The organism is Geodermatophilus sp. SYSU D00779, assembly GCF_054050595.1.
This window is the reverse complement of sequence record NZ_JBJGZQ010000005.1, coordinates 142,650-161,037: the sequence shown is the minus strand read 5'-3', so window position 1 is coordinate 161,037 and position 18,388 is coordinate 142,650. Positions and strand designations below refer to the sequence as shown.

Annotated in this window: 16 protein-coding genes; 10 read left to right on the top strand and 6 right to left on the bottom strand. The window is 75.5% G+C overall.

Features of this window, described 5'->3' with window-relative positions:
• Positions 1 to 19 precede the first annotated feature (19 nt).
• On the bottom strand, positions 20 to 931 hold the full coding sequence (locus tag ACI79G_RS05640; protein WP_456880164.1) for a DUF5996 family protein: 912 nt from the start codon (positions 929 to 931) through the stop codon (positions 20 to 22).
• Between the two features lie 118 nt (positions 932 to 1,049).
• Here ACI79G_RS05640 and ACI79G_RS05635 point away from each other — a divergent pair, with 118 nt between their 5' ends.
• Both ACI79G_RS05635 and ACI79G_RS05630 read left to right on the top strand, forming a co-directional pair.
• Positions 1,050 to 2,069: a methylenetetrahydrofolate reductase C-terminal domain-containing protein gene (locus tag ACI79G_RS05635; RefSeq protein WP_456880163.1), complete on the top strand. Its 1,020-nt coding sequence runs from the start codon at positions 1,050 to 1,052 to the stop codon at positions 2,067 to 2,069.
• Positions 2,066 to 2,830 carry a class I SAM-dependent methyltransferase gene (locus ACI79G_RS05630; protein WP_456880162.1) on the top strand — a complete coding sequence of 255 codons (765 nt, stop codon included), beginning with the start codon at positions 2,066 to 2,068 and terminating at the stop codon, positions 2,828 to 2,830. The genes ACI79G_RS05635 and ACI79G_RS05630 overlap by 4 nt, the downstream gene beginning before the upstream one ends.
• A 25-nt stretch (positions 2,831 to 2,855) precedes the next feature.
• Here ACI79G_RS05630 and ACI79G_RS05625 read toward each other — a convergent pair whose 3' ends face one another.
• The gene (locus ACI79G_RS05625; protein ID WP_456880161.1) at positions 2,856 to 4,382 is read right to left on the bottom strand and encodes a Mur ligase family protein; all 1,527 of its coding nucleotides are present in this window, start codon (positions 4,380 to 4,382) and stop codon (positions 2,856 to 2,858) included.
• A 122-nt stretch (positions 4,383 to 4,504) separates the two neighbouring features.
• Between ACI79G_RS05625 and ACI79G_RS05620 the strand changes: the two genes are divergently transcribed.
• The 8 genes from ACI79G_RS05620 to mnhG all read left to right on the top strand — a co-directional run bounded on the left by ACI79G_RS05620 (position 4,505) and on the right by mnhG (position 13,136).
• Positions 4,505 to 4,714: an alpha/beta fold hydrolase gene (locus tag ACI79G_RS05620; protein ID WP_456880160.1), complete on the top strand. Its 210-nt coding sequence runs from the start codon at positions 4,505 to 4,507 to the stop codon at positions 4,712 to 4,714.
• Positions 4,711 to 6,519 carry an ABC-F family ATP-binding cassette domain-containing protein gene (locus ACI79G_RS05615; RefSeq protein ID WP_456880159.1) on the top strand — a complete coding sequence of 603 codons (1,809 nt, stop codon included), beginning with the start codon at positions 4,711 to 4,713 and terminating at the stop codon, positions 6,517 to 6,519. The genes ACI79G_RS05620 and ACI79G_RS05615 overlap by 4 nt, the downstream gene beginning before the upstream one ends.
• A gap of 259 nt (positions 6,520 to 6,778) precedes the next feature.
• Entirely contained in the window at positions 6,779 to 9,655 is a 2,877-nt protein-coding gene (locus ACI79G_RS05610; RefSeq protein WP_456880158.1) for a Na+/H+ antiporter subunit A, read from the top strand.
• The gene (locus ACI79G_RS05605) at positions 9,652 to 10,143 is read left to right on the top strand and encodes a Na(+)/H(+) antiporter subunit C (protein WP_456880157.1); all 492 of its coding nucleotides are present in this window, start codon (positions 9,652 to 9,654) and stop codon (positions 10,141 to 10,143) included. Before ACI79G_RS05610 ends, ACI79G_RS05605 begins: the two co-directional genes overlap by 4 nt.
• Positions 10,140 to 11,846 carry a Na+/H+ antiporter subunit D gene (locus ACI79G_RS05600; RefSeq protein WP_456880156.1) on the top strand — a complete coding sequence of 569 codons (1,707 nt, stop codon included), beginning with the start codon at positions 10,140 to 10,142 and terminating at the stop codon, positions 11,844 to 11,846. The genes ACI79G_RS05605 and ACI79G_RS05600 overlap by 4 nt, the downstream gene beginning before the upstream one ends.
• Complete coding sequence (locus ACI79G_RS05595) at positions 11,843 to 12,409, top strand: Na+/H+ antiporter subunit E (RefSeq protein WP_456880155.1); 567 nt, start codon at positions 11,843 to 11,845, stop codon at positions 12,407 to 12,409. The genes ACI79G_RS05600 and ACI79G_RS05595 overlap by 4 nt, the downstream gene beginning before the upstream one ends.
• The gene (locus ACI79G_RS05590; protein ID WP_456880154.1) at positions 12,406 to 12,735 is read left to right on the top strand and encodes a monovalent cation/H+ antiporter complex subunit F; all 330 of its coding nucleotides are present in this window, start codon (positions 12,406 to 12,408) and stop codon (positions 12,733 to 12,735) included. Before ACI79G_RS05595 ends, ACI79G_RS05590 begins: the two co-directional genes overlap by 4 nt.
• Positions 12,732 to 13,136 carry a monovalent cation/H(+) antiporter subunit G gene (mnhG, locus tag ACI79G_RS05585; RefSeq protein WP_456880153.1) on the top strand — a complete coding sequence of 135 codons (405 nt, stop codon included), beginning with the start codon at positions 12,732 to 12,734 and terminating at the stop codon, positions 13,134 to 13,136. The genes ACI79G_RS05590 and mnhG overlap by 4 nt, the downstream gene beginning before the upstream one ends.
• Here the strand turns inward: mnhG and ACI79G_RS05580 are convergent.
• The 4 genes from ACI79G_RS05580 to ACI79G_RS05565 form a co-directional block, all read right to left on the bottom strand.
• Positions 13,124 to 13,861 (bottom strand): VOC family protein, encoded by a 738-nt coding sequence (locus tag ACI79G_RS05580; protein WP_456880152.1) that lies wholly within the window; start codon positions 13,859 to 13,861, stop codon positions 13,124 to 13,126. The two genes, mnhG and ACI79G_RS05580, sit on opposite strands and share 13 nt — an antisense overlap.
• 18 nt (positions 13,862 to 13,879) lie before the next feature.
• A complete protein-coding gene (gene leuA, locus ACI79G_RS05575; RefSeq protein ID WP_456880151.1) occupies positions 13,880 to 15,625 on the bottom strand; it encodes a 2-isopropylmalate synthase in 1,746 nt (581 codons plus the stop codon).
• 176 nt (positions 15,626 to 15,801) lie between these two features.
• A complete protein-coding gene (locus ACI79G_RS05570; protein ID WP_456880150.1) occupies positions 15,802 to 16,431 on the bottom strand; it encodes a helix-turn-helix domain-containing protein in 630 nt (209 codons plus the stop codon).
• A gap of 331 nt (positions 16,432 to 16,762) precedes the next feature.
• Positions 16,763 to 18,355, bottom strand: a complete 1,593-nt coding sequence (locus tag ACI79G_RS05565; protein WP_456880149.1) for a phospholipase D family protein — start codon at positions 18,353 to 18,355, stop codon at positions 16,763 to 16,765.
• Positions 18,356 to 18,388: the final 33 nt, after the last annotated feature.

Below are 18,388 nucleotides of genomic sequence, written 5' to 3'. Positions count from 1 at the left end.
GCGGTGGGGACGGTCGTGGTCATCGGGGCTCGGGTGCGGTCGGACAGCGCAGGGCGTCGAGGTCCCAGCCGGCGCGCCGGGCGCCGGCCACGTAGGCGCTCTCCAGGAAGTCCAGGACGACGCCGCGCGGGTCGGCCGTGGTGCGCACGTCCTCGTAGGGCAGCAGCGCCAGGTGCGCGCCGCGGCTGTCGATCCAGCGCGCCGCGGCCGGTCGCAGCGGCTCCTCGACCAGGCCCGGCGGCTCGGGGGCGGTGTAGGAGTAGAAGGCGGGCTCGGGCACCTGGTCGTCGCCGAACCAGAAGCCGGCGCTGATGACCTCGTGCGAGTAGGCCTCGCGGGTGACCGGGTCGACGGTGTCCGGCTGCTCCACCCGGCGGTCGGAGAAGCGGGTGACGGCGAGGTCGAAGGTGTGCCAGAAGTGGTGCACCGGGCTGGTCTTGGCGTAGCTGCGCCCGGCGAACTCCTCGAGCACCTGCGCCACCTGGCCCAGCACCACCCAGTAGCGGGTCACCCGGTCGCGGTCGTAGGAGGCGTGGTGCTCGTCCTCGGCGAACGGGGTGCGGTCGGCCAGGTCGAACGGGACCGGGATCTCCACGGTGGCGGGCAGGCCGAGCGTCGCGAGGGTGTCGAGCAGCTGCCGGTAGAACGCCGCCACGCTCAGCCCGGGCAGCGGGAACGACGCCCGCCGTCCGTCGGCGACGGCCACCTCCAGCCGGTGGTCGACCAGGTCGAGGTCGACGGCGAAGACCGGGTCGAAGCCCATCGGGCGGGTGGTCAGCCCCCGGCCGGTGAGGTGGAAGGGGATGTGCCACCAGTGGTTGCGCCGCGGGGCGTTGGCCAGCCGCAGCTTGCCGACGACCTGCAGGAACCGGTGCAGGGTCTCCTTGGTGTCGGCCCACTCGGCCAGCGGCATGGGTGGGAAGACGGGCACGGGCGGCTCCTCCGTCGCGGGACCGGTCGCGGCCAGCATGACGATCCCGGCGGCCGGGCGGTAGCCGCCGCCCGGGGACGCCGGTTTGGGCGGGGACCGGACGGGTCAGGCCCCGACCGTGGACGACGACCGCCGGCGGCCGGGCTGCCCCAAGCGGATGGTGTTCGGCCCGTGCGGTGGCGTCCGGGACGACGGCCGCTGCGAGGTGGCCGAGCACCGCTGCGTCTTCCTCGACGACCCCGCCCCCGCCTGGGACGCGCCGGCGGCGCCCCCGGTCGCGCCGCCACCGGGCAGCCTGCTCGACCGCGCCCGCACGGGGCCGGTCGTGCTCACCGACCTCACCGTGGCGCCGTTCGACCCGGCCTCCGTGCGCCGGGTGGTGGGCGTGCTGGCCCCGGTGTCCGACGGACTGCTGGTCGGCGAGCACGCCAACCGGCCCGACTTCCCGCCCACGCTGTTCGCCGCCGAGGTCCGGGACGCCGGCGGCCGGCCGTGGACGACGCTGGCCTGCCGTGACCGCAACCGCGTCGTCCTGGAGCAGGAGCTGGCCGGCCTGGCCGCGGTGGGCGTCGACGGCGTGCTGTGCGTGACCGGCGACGCCCGCGGCCCCGGCGTCCGGTCCGGCGCCACCCAGGTGTTCGACCTCGACGGCACCCGGCTGGCGGCGCTCGCCGGAGCGGCGGGGCTGCCGGTCGCCGTCCCCGAGGCGCCCGCGGCCCCGCCGGTCGACCGCCGGCCGGCCCGGGTCGCGGACAAGCAACGGGCCGGGGCGCAGGTGTGCGTCCTCAACCACGTCCGCACCCCGGCGGAGGTGGCGGCCTTCGTCGTCGCCGCGCGGAGCGCCGGGGCGACGTTGCCGTTCGTCGCCGCGGTCGCCGTCTACACCGACGAGCGCTCGGCGCGGGTGCTGCAGCGCTTCCCCGGCCTGCACGTGGACGACACCACGGTCGAGGAGGTGCTCGCCGCGCCGGACCCGCGGTCGGCCGGCATCGCGGCCGCCGTGGCCGAGGCCCGCGCGCTGTTGGGCGTCCCCGGGGTCGTGGGGGTCAACCTGTCCGGTCTGGCCTCGGGCGGCGGGGAGGACGACGGCGCCCGGGTCAAGGCCGAGGTCGCCGCCGCGATCAGGGAGGCAGCATGAGCGAGCTGGAGAGCGAGGCGATGGAGGCCGAGTTCGGCACCGTCGCCGGGTGGACCGAGGAGGCGGTGCGGGCACTGGGCCCCGAGCACGCCGTCCCGGCCGGGTGCCGGGGGAGCGGCAGCGAGGGAGCGCTGCGCTGGCTGGCCGACCGGCTGGAGCTGACGACCGGCAGCCGGGTGCTCGACGACGGCGCCGGCGTCGGCGGGCCGGCCGGGTGGCTGGCGGCCGACCGTGGCGTGCGGGCCGTCTGTGCCGAGCCGATGCTCGAGGCGGCGCGCGCCGCGCACCGGCTGTTCGGGCTGCCGTCGGTGACCGCGCTGGCGCAACGGCTGCCGTTCGCCGACGCCGCCTTCGACGCCGCCTGGTGCCTCGGCGTCCTCTGCACCACCTCCGACAAGGCGCCGGCGCTGGCCGAGCTGCGGCGGGTGCTGGCGGGCGGCGGCCGGCTGGGGCTGCTGGTCTTCGTGGCCGACCGCCCGTTGCCCCCGCCCCTGCCCGAGGGCAACGACTTCCCGACCGAGGGGGAGCTGCGGGGGCTGCTCGACGTGGCGGGTCTCCGACTGGGGGAGACCGCGACCGCGGACCTCGGCGACAGTCCGCCGCAGTGGAGCGAGCGCGCCGACGCGGTCGACGCCGAGGTCTCCCGGAGGCACGGGGACGACCCGCGCTGGCAGCAGGCGCAGGAGCAGTCCGGCCGGGTCGGCCGGCTGCTCGCCGACGGGGCGCTGCGGCCGTGGCTCGGGGTCGCGACCGCCGACTGACGGTCCCGACCGGCCGGGAGGGTGCTCAGGACGCGCGTCCGCGCAGGTCCTCCCCGCTCGCGTGCAGGGTCGTCAGTGCCGTGGCGGCGACCTCGGCGTCGTCCAGGTGGACCGCGTCCCGCGGGTCGGTGGTGTCCAGCAGCCGCGTCTCGTGGCCGCGGCCCACCACCAGGACGACGTCGGCCGGCCCGGCGGCGCCCACCGCGGCGGTGATCGCCGCCCGCCGGTCGGGCACCTCGCGCACCCGCGCCGACGAGCCGAGCAGGCCGACGCGCAGCTCGGCCCGGATCGCCGCCGGGTCCTCGCCGTGGCTGCCCTCGTTGGTCAGCCACACGCAGTCGGCGGCCCGGGCGGACTCACCCAGCCCCTGGCGCTTGTACCGGTCGCGCCGGCCGCGGGCGCCGAGCACCAGGTGCACCCGGCCGCCGCGGCCGGTGAGGTCGCGGGCGGTGCCGAGGGCAGCGGCCAGCGCGCGTGGCGTGTGCGCGTAGTCGACGACGACCAGCGGCCGGCCCGACCCGCCGAGGACGGTGTTGCGCCCCCGCGGCGGGGCCACCGCGGCCAGCCCGGCGGCGATCCGGTCCGGCGCCACGCCGAGCACCCGGCCGGTGGCCCAGGCGGCCGCCAGGTTCGTCACGTGCACCCGCCCGACCAGCGGGCTGTGCACCCGGTGGCCGCCGGTGTCGTCGCCCAGCAGCACCTCGGTGCCACCGCTCCCGGTGCGCCAGCCGAGCACCCGGACGCCGGCGTCCCCGTCGGACCCGACCCGGGTCACCGGCACCGCGGCCTGGTCGGCCAGCCGCCGTCCCCACGGGTCGTCGGTGACGACCACCCCGGCGGCGGTCCGCCCGGCCTCGAACAGCCGCGCCTTGCTGGCCCAGTACTGCTCGAGGGTGCCGTGGTGGTCGAGGTGGTCCTCCTCGAAGCCGGTGAAGACCGAGACCTGGAAGGTCAGCCCGTCCATGCGGCCCATGTCCAGCGCGATGGAGGAGGTCTCCACGACCGCCCGCCGGGCCCCGGCGTCGACCATCCAGCGCAGCAGCTCGTGCAGCTCGGGCGCCTCCGGCGTGGTCAGCGCCGTGCTCCGCGAGCGGCTCCCGACCTCGGCCCCGAGCGTGCCGACGACGCCGGTGCGGTCGCCGTCCGCGTCCAGCACCCCGCGCACGAGGGCGCTGGTCGTCGTCTTGCCGTTGCTGCCGGTCACCCCGACCAGCCGCAGCGCCCGCGCCGGGTCGCCGGCCAGCAGCGCGCCGAGCGGGCCGAGCTGGGCACGCACCGACGGCACGCACAGCGCGGGCAGGGCGGTGTCGACCGGCCGGTCGACCAGCAGGGCGGCGGCACCGCGGGCCGCGGCGGCGGAGGCGTGCCGGTGCCCGTCGCTCGTGGCCCCGCGGACGCAGGCGAACAACGCACCGGGGACGACGAGCCGCGAGTCGGTCACCAGGCCGTGCACGGTCAGGTCGTCGGCGCCGCCGGCCCGCGTGACCGGCCCACCGGACACGGACCGGGCGCGGCGCTCGACCTCCGACCAGGGGACCGGGGGGAGACGCACCGGCCCGACGGTAGGTGCGTCCCCGCGACCACGCAGATCGAGAGTGTAGGCACTCCACCGACCCGGCGCGCCGCTGACCTCACGGAACGGGCGGGACACACGCCGGAGCCGGGGCGGCCGCCGTGACCGACCGGCCGCTGGTCGCCGGCGAGTACGACGTCGCCCTCCCGCCGTCCCGCGCCGCCGAGTACGCCGACCTGTTCCGCGGCGGCCGGCTGGTCGTCCAACCGGGCGCGGGCCACCACCCCTGGCAGGACGACCCGGCGGCGTTCGTGCGCGCGGTGGTCGGCTCCTCGGCCGCTGGCGCCGCCGCGGATACTGGAGGGCGATGAGCGCGCCCCTCAACCTGGTCAACCTCGAGCGGGTGCACAAGGCACACGGCACCACCGTCCTGCTCGACGACGTCTCGCTGGGCATCGCCGCCGGCGAGCGGATCGGCGTGGTCGGGCGCAACGGCAGCGGCAAGTCCACGCTGCTCGGCGTCCTCACCGGGCGCGAGGAGCCCGACTCCGGCCGGGTGACCCGCCGCAGCGACCTCGCCGTCGGCGTCCTCGACCAGTCCGGCACGCTGCCGCCCGGCGCGACCGTGCGCGACGTCGTCCTGCCCGCGAGCCTCTTCGCCGCCGAGCACGAGTGGGCCGCCGACCCGGCCGTGCGCAGCGTGCTCACCGGCCTGGAGCTCGACCGGCTGGGGCTGGACTCCCCGGTCGCGCCGATGTCCGGCGGCGAGCGGCGGCGGGTGGCGCTGGCCGCGCAGCTGGTCCGCCCGCTGGACCTGCTGGTGCTCGACGAGCCGACCAACCACCTCGACGTCGAGGGCGTGGCCTGGCTGGCCGGCTACGTCAGGGACCGGGTCGGCGCGCTGGTGGTCGTCACCCACGACCGGTGGTTCCTCGACGAGGTCTGCAGCCAGACCTGGGAGGTCGCCGACGGCCGGGTGCACGCCTACGAGGGCGGCTACGCGGCCTACACCCTCGCCCGGGCCGAGCGCGCCCGGATCGCGGCGATCACCGAGGAACGCCGGCTCAACCTGGTCCGCAAGGAGCTGGCCTGGCTGCGCCGCGGGCCCCCCGCGCGCACCAGCAAGCCGCGCTTCCGCATCGAGGCGGCCCAGGCGCTGATCGAGGACGAGCCGCCGCCGCGCGACTCGATGGCGCTCAAGGGCTTCGCCAGCCGGCGGCTGGGCAAGACCGTCTACGACGTGGAGGACGTCGACTACGCGGTGCCCTCGGACGACGGCTCGCGGCCCCTCTTCAGGGACCTGACCTGGCACGTCGGCCCCGGTGACCGGATCGGCGTCGTGGGCGTCAACGGGGCGGGCAAGACGACGCTGCTGCGGCTGCTGGTCGGGGAGACCGAGCCCGACCGCGGCCGGGTGGTGCGCGGGCAGACGGTCGCCCCGGCCTACCTGTCCCAGCACGTCACCGAGCTGCCCGGCCGGCTGCGGGTGCTCGAGGCGGTGCAGGAGATCGCCCGGATCGCCCGGATCGGCAACCAGGAGATCTCCGCGTCGTCCCTGGCCGAGCGGTTCGGCTTCCCGGCGTCCCGCCAGTGGACGCCGGTCGGTGACCTCTCCGGTGGCGAGCGGCGCCGCCTGCAGCTGCTGCGGCTGCTCATGGCCGAGCCGAACGTGCTGCTGCTCGACGAGCCGACCAACGACCTCGACATCGACACGCTCACCGCGCTGGAGGACCTGCTCGACGGCTTCCCCGGCACCGTGCTGGTGGTCAGCCACGACCGGTACTTCGTCGACCGGGTCTGCGACTCGGTGGTCGCGCTCATGGGCGACGGCTCGCTGGCCGCCCTGCCCGGCGGGGTCGAGGAGTACCTGCAGCGCAGAGCGGCGGGGGAGGCGGCGCTGCCCTCGGCCGCCGCGGCCGCTCCCGCGCCGGCGATCCCCACCTCCCCGGCTCGCCCGGCAGGGGAGGTGCGGGCCGCCCGCAAGGAGGCCGCGCGGCTGGAGCGGCGCCTGGAGAAGCTCGCCGCCGAGGAGGAACGGCTGCACGGCGAGCTCGCCGCGGCGGCGACCGACCACGCGCGGGTGCTCGAGCTCGACGAGCGGCTGCGCGCCGTCCTCGCCGAGAAGGAGCAGGTCGAGACCGACTGGCTGGAGGCCGCCGAGGTCGCCGAGGGCTGATCGTCCGGTCGGCCGCCGGGGTCCCCTCCGCGACCTCCGCCCCTGCCCACGGTGCGGGGCAGGGGCGGAGGTCACGCGGGGCAGGGGCCCTGTCCGCGGGTCGGGTCCCGTCCCCGCGGGTAGAGCAGCATCGGGCCAGCCGGGCCCGTCCGCCTCCGAGGCGGCTCGATCGGCGCGCCCCGGTAGACTCGGGGTACCGCCGGCCGTCGTCGACCGACGTCTTGGTGTCCCCGAGCCGCCCCACGACTCCCGGAGACACGTGCTCGTACTACTGCTCCTCCACCTGCTCGCCGGCGTGCTGGCGCCCGTCCTCGTGCGGTGGTGGGGGCGGCAGGCCTTCCTCGCCCTGGCGCTCGTGCCCGCCGCCGGCTTCGTCTGGGTGCTGTCGCGCCTGGGCCCGGTGCTCGCCGGCGAGGAGCTGCGCGAGACGGTGCCGTGGATCCCCGCTCTGCAGCTGGACGTCGCGCTGCGGCTGGACGCCCTGGCGCTCGCCTTCGCCGCGCTGGTCACCGGCGTCGGGGCGCTGGTGCTCGTCTACTGCGCCCGCTACTTCGCCCCGGGCGAGGAGGGCACCGGCCGCTTCGCCGGCTGCCTCACCGCCTTCGCCGGCTCCATGCTCGGCCTCGTCGTCGCCGACGACCTCTTCCTGCTGTACGTGTTCTGGGAGCTCACCACCGTCTTCTCCTTCCTCCTGATCGGGGGCTCGGGACGGCGGCTGGCCGCGCGGCGGGCGGCGTCGCAGGCGCTCATCCTGACCACCGCCGGCGGGCTGGCGATGCTGGTCGGGCTGATCCTCATCGGCCAGGCCAGCGGCTCGTCCCTGCTGTCGGAGGTGGTCACCGACCCCGGCAGCGGCCCGGCCATGACCGCCGGCGCGGCGCTGGTGCTGGTCGGTGCGGTCACCAAGTCCGCCCTGGTGCCGTTCCACTTCTGGCTGCCCGCGGCCATGGAGGCGCCGACGCCGGTCAGCGCCTACCTGCACGCCGCGGCGATGGTGAAGGCCGGCGTCTACCTGGTCGCCCGGCTGGCCCCCGGGCTGGCCGACGTCCCCGGCTGGCGGCCGGTCGTGCTCGGCCTGGGCGTGGCCACGATGCTCCTCGGCGGCTACCGCGCGCTGCGCCAGAAGGACCTCAAGCTGCTGCTCGCCTTCGGCACCGTCAGCCAGCTCGGGTTCCTCGTGACGCTGGTCGGCGGCGGCAGCCGCGAGCTGGCCGCCGCAGGCCTGGTGATGACCCTGGCGCACGCGCTGTTCAAGTCCACGCTGTTCCTCACCGTCGGTGTCATCGACCACGCCACCGGCACCCGCGACCTGCGCCGGCTGTCCGGGCTCGGCCGGCGGCTGCCGCTGCTGGCCGCCATCGGCACCGCCGCGGCGGCGTCCATGGCCGGGCTGCCGCCGCTGCTGGGGTTCGTCGGCAAGGAGGCGGCCTTCGCCGCGCTGTGGGACGCTGGCCTGCCCGACCGGACCGCCGCGGCCGTCGTCCTGACCGGGCTGGTGGCGGGCTCGGTGCTCACCGCCGCCTACACCGCGCGCTTCGTGTGGGGAGCCTTCGCCCGCAAGCCCGGTGTCGAGGACACCGCGGTCGAGCACCCGCCGGAGCCGCTGTTCCTCGCCGCCCCCGCCGTCCTGGCGCTGACCGGGCTGGTCCTCGGGCCGGCCAGCCCGCTGCTGGAGCCGCTGGTCGCCGGCTACGCCGACACGCTGCCGCTACTGGCCCCCTACCCCGCGCACCTGGGCCTGTGGCACGGCTGGCAGCCGGCGCTGGCGCTGTCGGCCCTCTCGATCGCCGGCGGTGCCGCGCTGTTCGCCGTCCGCGGGCCGGTCACGCGCCTGCAGCGGCGGGTGGCCGTCGGCGCCTCGGCCGACGAGGGCTACTGGAACGTCGTCCAGGCGGTCGACCGGCTCTCGGTGCTGGTCACCGGCACCACCCAGCGCGGCTCGCTGCCGGCCTACCTCGGCACCATCCTGGTCGTGGTGCTCGCCCTGCCCGGGACGCTGCTGCTCACCCGCGCCCCGTGGCCGGGCGAGTGGCGGGCCTGGGACACCCCGGTGCAGGCGGTGGTCGGCGTCGTGGTCGTGACCGCCGCCGCGCTGACCCTGCGGATCCGCCAGCGGCTCTCGGCCGTGCTCGTCGTCGGCGTCACCGGCTACGGCATCGCCGTCGTCTTCGCCCTGCAGGGCGCCCCCGACCTCGCGCTCACCCAGTTCCTCGTCGAGACGCTCACGCTCGTCGCCTTCGTGCTGGTGCTGCGCAAGCTGCCCAAGGACATCTCCGAGCGGCACCGGCCGCGCGAGCGCGCCGTCCGCGGCGTGATCGCCGTCGCCGTGGGCGCCTTCATGGCCGCTGTGGGCGCGGTGGCGCTGTCGGCCCGCACCGCGACGCCGGTGTCCGAGGCCTGGCCCGGGCCGGCGTACGACTTCGGCGGCGGCAAGAACGTCGTCAACGTGACCCTGGTCGACATCCGCGCCTGGGACACCCTCGGCGAGATCTCGCTGCTGGTCGTCGCCGCCACCGGCGTGGCCAGCCTGGTCTTCCTCCGCGGGCGGACCGGTGGCGTCGACCGCGTGACCCGGGCGGACCTGGCGCAGCGGCGCGAGCGCAGCCGCCGGGCGCCGCGGGACCGCTGGCTGGCCGCGACCGCGACGCTCGACCCGGCGCGGCGCTCGGTCGTGCTGGAGGTGGTCACCCGGATCCTCTTCCACACGATCGTGGTCTTCTCGCTGTACCTGCTGTTCTCCGGGCACAACGAGCCCGGCGGCGGGTTCGCCGGCGGCCTGGTCGCCGGCCTGGCCCTGGTGCTGCGCTACCTGGCCGGCGGGCGCTACGAGCTGGGGGAGGCCGCACCGGTCGCGCCGGGCCTGCTGCTCGGCGGCGGGCTGCTCTTCGCCGGCGGCACCGGCGTGGCCGGCCTCCTGCTGGGCGCCGGGGTGCTGCAGACGGCGATCCTGCAGACCACGCTGCCGGTGCTCGGCGACGTCAAGCTCGTGACCTCGCTCTTCTTCGACATCGGCGTCTACCTGATCGTCGTGGGGCTGGTCCTCGACGTGCTGCGCAGCCTGGGCGCGGAGCTCGACCGCCAGGAGGACCAGGAGGACGAGATCGAACTGTCACCCGGGGAGGTGGTGCTGCGATGACCCCCACGATCGTGTTGCCGGTGATGATCGGCGGGCTCTACGCGGCGGGGGTGTACCTGCTGCTGGACCGCAGCCTCACCCGCGTGCTGCTGGGTTTCCTGCTGCTGGGCAACGCCACCAACCTGTTGGTGCTGTCGACCGGCGGCCCCTCGGGGCTGGCGCCCATCCTCGGCTACTCCGACCCGGAGGCGTTCAACGACCCGCTGCCGCAGGCGCTGATCCTGACCGCGATCGTGATCACCTTCGGCGTCTCGGCGTTCCTGCTGGCGATCATCCACCGCTCCTGGCGGCTGGCGCGCAACGAGGCGGTCGGCACCGACGAGGAGGACCGCCGGGTCGCCGCCCGGAGGGCGCTCGACGCCGACGAGCTCGACCCCGACGAGCTGGCCCCCGACGACCGCGCCGCCGGGCACGCCGACAGCCTGCACGTGGACGTCGAGGAGCTGGCGGACGACGTCGACCTGCCCGCCGGGAGCGGCACCCGGTGATCGAGGTCCTCGCCCCGCTGCCGGTACTGCTCCCGCTGCTGGGGGCGGCCGGTGCGCTGCTGGTCTCCGGGCACCCGACCTTCCAGCGCACCCTCAGCACCACCGTGCTCAGCACGGTGCTCGCCGTCTCCGTGGTGCTGCTGTTCGTGGCCGACGCCGAGGGCGCCAGCTCGGTCTCGGTCGGCGGCTGGCCGGTACCGCTGGGCATCGTGCTCGTCGTCGACCGGCTGTCGGCGCTGATGCTGGTCGTCGCCTCGACCGTGGCGCTCGGCGTCCTCGTGTTCGCCGTCGGCCAGGGCGCGGCCGACGGGTCGGAGGAGACGCCGCTGTCGATCTTCCACCCGACGTTCCTGGTGCTGGTGGCGGGCGTGGGCAACGCCTTCCTCGCCGGCGACCTGTTCAACCTCTACGTCGGCTTCGAGATCCTGCTGATGGCCTCGTACGTCCTGCTCACCCTCGGCGGGACGGCGGCGCGCATCCGCGGCGGCATCACCTACATCATCGTGAGCCTGACCAGCTCGCTGGTGTTCCTCGCCGCGATCGGGCTGGTCTACGCCGCGACCGGCACGGTGAACATGGCGCAGCTGGCGGTGCGGCTCGGCGAGCTGCCCGAGGGCACCCAGGTGCTGCTGCAGTCGATGCTGCTCATCGCGTTCGGCATCAAGGCCGCCGTCTTCCCGCTCTCGGCGTGGCTGCCCGACAGCTACCCGACCGCCCCCGCACCGGTGACCGCGGTCTTCGCCGGCCTGCTCACCAAGGTCGGCGTCTACGCGATCATCCGCACCCAGACGCTGCTGTTCCCCGGTGGCGCGCTCGACGACCTGCTGCTGTGGGCGGCGCTGGCCACGATGCTGGTGGGCATCCTCGGCGCGGTCGCCCAGAGCGACCTGCGCCGGATGCTGTCGTTCACCCTGGTCAGCCACATCGGCTACATGGTGTTCGGCATCGCGCTGGGGACGGCGGCCGGGCTGGCCGGCGCGGTCTTCTACGTGGCCCACCACATCGCCATCCAGACGACGCTGTTCCTGGTCGCGGGGCTGGTCGAGCGCCAGGGCGGCACCACCTCGATCGACAAGCTCGGCGGCCTGGCGCGGCGCTCACCGCTGCTGGCCGTGCTGTTCTTCGTGCCCGCGATGAACCTGGCCGGGATCCCGCCGCTGTCGGGGTTCATCGGCAAGCTCGGCCTGCTGCAGGCCGGGGTCGCCGAGGGCAGCGCCGCGGCGTTGACGCTGGTCGCCGGCGGGGTGGCCACCAGCCTGCTCACCCTGCTCGCGGTCGCCCGCGTCTGGACCCGCGCGTTCTGGCGGTCCCCGAACCAGTCGCCGGCCGAGGACACCGCCGCCGCCGCGGCCGCCGACTCCGTGCAGCGCCACCGGCCGGCGTCCGCCGACGGTGCGGGGGCGTCGGAGGGGACGGCGTCCCCCGACGGCCCGGCGCGGACCGCGCTGCAGGACGCGTGGCGACGGCACACGGCGGTGGCGACGGCGACCGAGCCGGACCTGCCGCCCGCCGCGGGCGCGGTCCGGGCGCTGCGCCCGCTGCCGCGCACGATGGTGGGTGCCACGGCGGCGCTGGTCGCGCTCACCGTGGCCCTCACCGGGCTGGCCGGACCGCTCTACGGGCTGGCCGACCGGGCGTCGGTGGACCTGCTCGAGCGCACGCCCTACACCGCGTCGGTGTTCGGGGAGGGTGAGGTCCCGTGAGCGTCGAGCCCGCGGCCACCCGGCTGCGCCACCAGGGCCCGCTGGTCGTCTGGCTGGTCCTGGTCTGGATGCTGCTGTGGGGCACCTGGTCCTGGGCGAACCTGCTCTCCGGCCTGCTCGTCGCGCTGGCCGTGCTGACGCTGCTGCCGCTCCCGCACGTGGTCGGCGGCACCCGGGTGCGGCCGGTGCCGCTGCTGGCCTTCCTCGGCCACTTCGTCCTCGACCTGTTCTCGTCCGGAGCCGAGGTCGCCTGGCAGGCCCTGCGTCCGGGCGGGGTGCACCGGACGGCGATCGTCCAGGTGCAGCTGCGTGCCGACTCCGACCTGCTCCTGACGATGGTCGCCGAGGCGACCTCGCTCGTGCCCGGCTCCCTGGTGCTCGACCTGGACCGCGAGCAGCGGGTCATGACCCTCCACCTGCTGCCCGTGCGCGACCTCGACGACGTGGAGCGGAAGAAGGCGCACGTCCTGGTGGTGGAGCGGCGTCTGGTGCACGCCTTCGGCTCGCCCGCGGACGTCGCGGCCCTGGACGGGGACCTGAGGAACGAGGTGCCGACGTCGTGACGTTCGTGCAGTTCGCGCTGTACGCGATGATCGGCGGGGGAGCGCTGCTGGCCCTCGTCCGCCTGGCCCGCGGACCCTCGCTGCTGGACCGGGTGGTCGCGACCGACACGCTGCTGGTGATCATCGCGGCCGGCCTGGCGGTGCACGTCGCGCTCACGCAGGACCCGACGGTGGTGCCGGTGCTGGTCGTGGTGGCGCTGCTGGCCTTCGTCGGCTCCGTGTCGGTGGCCCGCTACGTCGGCGGGATGCTGCTGCGCTCGGGTACCGGCGACGGCCGGGACCTGGGACTGCCGGTCGCCGCCGAGGAGCGGGAGGCCGGGTCGTGACGGGCTCGTCCGACGTCGTCGCCTTCGCCTGCCTGCTGGCCGGCGCCGCGCTGTGCCTGACCGCCGGGCTGGGGCTGGTGCGCTTCCCCGACGTGCTGTCCCGGATGCACGCCGGCACCAAGCCCCAGGTGCTCGGCGTGCTGCTGGTCATGGTCGGTGGCGCCATCCGGCTCGACGGCTGGGCCAACGTCTGGATGCTGCTGCTCGTGGCGGCCTTCCAGCTGCTCACCGCCCCGGTCAGCGCCCACCTGATCAGCCGGGTCGCCTACCGCCGCCGGCACGTGCGCCGCGACCTGCTGATGGTCGACGAGTACGGCGGGCCCGGCCGGCAGGACGCGCGGTACCACGGGGACGAGCCCGGCGACGCCCCGCCCGAGGACCCGGCCCCTCAGCCCAGCTGAGCCAGCCAGAAGGGCAGTCCCTGGTCGTCCCGGCACTCCGCCGTCCGGCCGTACGGCTGGTCGGTGACCTCGCCGGCCCGCCCACCCGCCGTCCGGACCGCGGCCACGGCCACCTCGATGTCGTCGACCGCGTACACCGGCACGGTGCCGACCTCGCCGTCCCCGCCGCCGATGCCGACCATCGGCACGGCGCCGTCCACCTGCCAGCCGTCGGGGACCCGCCCGGGCACCGACGTCCAGCCGAGCACCGACTCGTAGAAGTCGCGGGCACGGGCGCCGTCGGGCACGCGCAGCGTCAGGTACACCGCGTCGCCGGGGCGCACCGGGGGGCGCGGCTCCGGGTCGGCCGACGCCGGGGTCTGCAGCATCCAGCGGTGGCCGAAGGGGTCGACGACGACGCCGGTGCGCCCACCCGGCCCGTCGGCCGGCTGCCGCTCCACGGTGGCGCCGGCCGCGGCGGCCCGGTCGACCGCCGCGTCGGCGTCGGGCACCGCGAGGTGCAGCGTCACGCTGACCCGACCGGGGTCCGGCGCGGCCAGCCCCAGCTCGGGGTACTCGTCGGCGAGGTAGAGCCGCGCCCCGCCGAGGTCGAGCTCGGCGTGCCCGATGCGGTCGTCGTCCATCACGTACGGCTCGCCGACGACGTGGGCGCCCAGCGCCTCGGCGTACCAGGCCGCCGCCGACCGGGCGTCCCGCACGGTGAGGTAGGGGGTCAGCTGCGGCATCGCGGAGGGGCCCTCCTGCTACCGCTGAGCCCGGTTCACCGCCGAGACGACCGCGCGCAGCGACGCGGTGACGATGTTCGGGTCGATGCCCACGCCCCACAGCACGCGGTCGCCGACGGCGCACTCGACGTACGCCGCAGCGCGGGCGTCACCGCCGGCGGACATGGCGTGCTCGGCGTAGTCGAGCACCCGGACGTCGACGTCCACCGACCGCAGCGCGTCGACGAACGCGGCGATCGGCCCGTTGCCCCGGCCCTCGATCGTCGTGGGGACGCCGTCGTCGACCAGCTCGACCACCATCTCGTCGAGCTGGTCGCCGTGGGCGCGGTGCCGGTGGCCGGTCAGGGAGAAGCGACCCCACGGGGCGTCGGGGTCGGGCAGGTACTCGTTGGAGAAGGCCGCCCACATCTGCTGGGCGGTCACCTCGCCGCCCTCGTCGTCGGTGTGCCGCTGGATGACCGCGCTGAACTCGATCTGCAGCCGGCGCGGCAGGTCCAGCTGGTTCTCGGTCTTCATGATGTAGGCGACGCCGCCCTTGCCGGACTGGCTGTTCACCCGGATGACGGCCTCGTAGGTGCGGCCGACGTCCTTGGGGTCGATGGGCAGGTACGGCACCGCCCACGGCATCTCCGCGACCGGCCTGCCGGCGGCCTCCGCGTCGACCTCGAGCGCCTTGAGGCCCTTGTTGATCGCGTCCTGGTGGGAGCCGGAGAAGGCGGTGTAGACCAGGTCGCCGCCGTAGGGGTGCCGCTCGTGCACGCCCAGCTGGTTGCAGTACTCGACGGTGCGGCGGATCTCGTCGATGTCGGAGAAGTCGATCTGCGGGTCGATGCCCTGGCTGAACAGGTTCAGCCCCAGGGTGACCAGGTCGACGTTGCCGGTGCGCTCGCCGTTGCCGAACAGGCAGCCCTCGATGCGGTCGGCGCCGGCGCGGTAGCCCAGCTCGGCGGCGGCGACGGCGGTGCCGCGGTCGTTGTGCGGGTGCAGCGACAGGACGACGGCGTCGCGCCGGCCCAGGTTGCGGTGCATCCACTCGATCTGGTCGGCGTAGACGGTCGGCTCGGCCATCTCGACCGTCGCCGGCAGGTTGATGATCGTCGGCCGGTCCGGTGTGGGCTCCCACACGTCGGTGACCGCGTTGCAGACCTCGACGGCGAAGTCGAGCTCGGTGCCGGTGAAGGACTCGGGGGAGTACTCGAACCGCACGTCGGTCTCGGTCATCTGCTCGGCCAGCTTGCGCACCACCTGCGCGCCGTGGACGGCGATGTCGATGATGCCCGCGCGGTCGGAGCCGAACACCACCCGCCGCTGCAGCGTGGAGGTGGAGTTGTACAGGTGGACGATCGCCTGCTTCGCGCCGCGCAGGGACTCGAAGGTGCGCTCGATCAGCTCGTCGCGGGCCTGGGTCAGCACCTGGATGGTGACGTCATCGGGTACCAGGTCGTCCTCGATGAGCTGGCGGACGAAGTCGAAGTCGGTCTGGCTGGCGGCCGGGAACCCGACCTCGATCTCCTTGTAGCCCATCCGGACCAGCAGCTCGAACATCCGCCGCTTGCGATCGGGCGTCATCGGGTCGATCAGTGCCTGGTTGCCGTCGCGCAGGTCGACGGCGCACCAGCGCGGGGCCTCGGTGGTGACCTTCTCCGGCCATGTGCGGTCGGGCAGCACGATCGGCGTGAAGGGGGCGTAGCGGGAGATCGGCATCCCCGAGGGCTGCTGGGGGTGACGGACGTGCGGGTGGTTCTCGCTCAGGTTCCTGCTCACGGGTTCTCGCTCCTCTGGGCGCGGGCTGGACGCAGCTCCGGTGGGGCGGTCAGCGGGCGCCGGGGACGCACTCGGTCACGGCGAGGTCTCCGCGGCGAGGGGGCCGACCTAGGAGAGGGCCTCGCCGCGGCGGGTAAGCAGGAGGCTGCCGCGCACACGGCCACGGTAGCAGCGCGTCAGCCGAGGTCGCAGCGACAGGCGCAGGCCGCGGCGTGCCTCGGCGGGCCCGAGCCGTCGTCGACCTCGTCGCACTCCGGGGGACACGTGCAGGTCAGGCCCTCGTCGGCGGACCACCCGACGGTCGCGCGTCGGCGCTCCCGTTCCTCGGCGGCACGCCGGCGCGCCGCCTCCCGTCGCCGGGCGCGCCGCTCGGCCGGCGAGTCACCCGGCACGGGGACGTCGTGGTCCTCCGGCGTCCCGACCCGTGCCCGCTGACGGTCCCGCGCGGCTCGGTCCAGGCCGAAGGTGAACCACGGCTGCTGGCGGTCCGGGCGGTGCGCCCACCGGTCGGCGACCTCGTCGGTGTGCTGGGTGTCCAGGTGGGCGGGCAGCCGGCGTCGGGTCGAGTCCCGTGGACCGTCGGGGTCCATGCCGCGGACCTCCCGACCCTCCGCATCGAGCAGGACCAGCCGGAGACCGGCGACCTCGGCCAGGAGCGCCAGCCGGGTGACGCCGAGGTCCCGGCTGCCGGCCTCGGCGGCCGCGATCGTGGTCTTGGAGACGCCTGACCGCGCGGCGAGCTCCCGCTGCGACAGATCGGCGGTCCGACGGATGCGGCGGACGAGCCCGGCGAGGTCGGGGGACACGTCGCTCAGCCTGGGCCTGCACCGCGGACGGCCGGGGTGCGGACACCCATCTGTGGACAGTCACCCCCTGCCCACAGTGCGGGGCAGCGTCTGAAGTGCGGCGGGAGGACCGGTGGGCCGACTTCCACCCTTGCCCACGGTGCGGGGCAGCGTCCGAAGTGCGGCGGGAGGACCGGTGTGCCGGGTTTCCGCCCCTGCCCACGGTGCGGGGCAGCGTCTGAAGTGCGGGGGAGGACCGGTGTGCCGGGTTTCCGCCCCTGCCCACGGTGCGGGGCAGGGGTGGACGCGCCGGGAACTCCTGTCGGCAGCGAGACCCCGACAGGCGCAGGGATCAGAACGCCTTGCGCAGCCGCATGCTCAGCGGGCGGCCGTCGGGGTCGTCGACCAGGCGGTAGACCGGCGTCGCCCACAGCCGCGTCGGCAGCGACAGCCGCGGGGGGTGGTGCTCGCGCAACCGACCGCGCGGGCGCGGTCCGCGGCGGCCACCGGCGTGCCAGGCGTCGAGCTCGGCCGCCGAGGTCTCCAGCGTCCGCACGAACGCCTCGGGGTCGAGCAGGTCGTCGTCCTCGCTGCCGTCAGCGGCCCGGTCGAGGTGTTCGCGGGCCAGCTCCAGGCGCAGGTCGCGGGCGAAGGTGCGGGCGCCGTCGCCGGTGCCGGCCGGGTCGCGGGGCTCGCGGGGGTCCCGGGTCGTGTCCAGGACGACGGAGGACAGCTCGCTGTCGTGGGTCCAGGAACGCCGGTTGAAGTTGTCGCTGCCGACGCTGGCCCAGACGTCGTCCACCACGCAGACCTTGGCGTGCACGTAGACCGGCGTTCCCTCGTGGTTCTCCACGTCGAACGCGTGCACCCGCCCGCGCCCGGCCCGCCGGCACATCTCCAGCGCCTGCCAGCGTCCGACGTACTGCGACCGCTCCGCGACCGCGCCGTCCTGGTCGGGCACTCGCGGCACCACGACGACCAGGTGCAGCTCCGGGTTCTCGGCCAGCGCCCGGGCGAAGAGGCGGGCGACGTCGGCCGACCACATGTACTGGTCCTCCAGGTACACCAGCCGGCGGGCCCGCTCGATCGCCTTGGAGTAGCCGCGGGCCACCGACCGCTCGCCGCGCGGCGCGAAGTCGTACGGCGGGCGGATCGCCGGGTAGGTGCGCAGGTTCTGCACCACGTGCGGGCCGCAGGGAGGCGGGGGCGGCAGCTGCGGCGGCAGCGGGTCGGGCTCCAGGCGCGCGCCGCGCAGCCGGTCGAGCACCCAGGCGATCGGGTTGCCCGAGTCGGCGTTGGTCGGGTCGTCCCAGCGCTCGCGGAACACGGTGTCGAGGACGCCGACCGACGGCCCCCGCAGCATCAGCTGGACGTCGTGCCAGGGCGGCCGCTCCCCGTAGGCCGCCGACATCGCCAGCGGCTGCGGGTCGCCCCTGTGCTCGGCGTCGTCCCGACGGCTGTGGCACAGGTCGATCCCGCCGACGAAGGCGACGTCCCGGGTCGGGTCCTGGTCGTGCCGCAGGACGACGAGCTTCTGGTGGTGGCTGCCGCCGCGGCGCACCCGCTGGTCGAGGATCACCTCGCCGCCGCCGTGCTCGACCTCGTCGTCCAGCGCCCGGTTCTCCTCCGCGCTGAACGACATCCAGTCCACGTGGGAGCGCCACACCAGCCCGCGCACGCAGACCCCGCGGCGCACCGCGTCGGTGAACAGCTGGGCGACGGTCGGCCCGCCCGGGCGCAGCTGCTCGTCGGGGTCGCCCCGCCAGTCGGTGAAGAACAGGCGGTCGCCGGCGTCCAGGCGCTCGACGCACTCGACCAGCCGGTCGAAGTAGGTGGCACCGTGCACGAGCGGCTCGACGAGGTTGCCCTCGGTGTAGGCGGGCAGTGACGTCGACGGGTTGCCGCGCTCCTCGGCGGTCAGCAACCAGCGCTCGACGTCGTCCACCGGTTGATCACAGCGCCCTGCCCAGGGGGACGC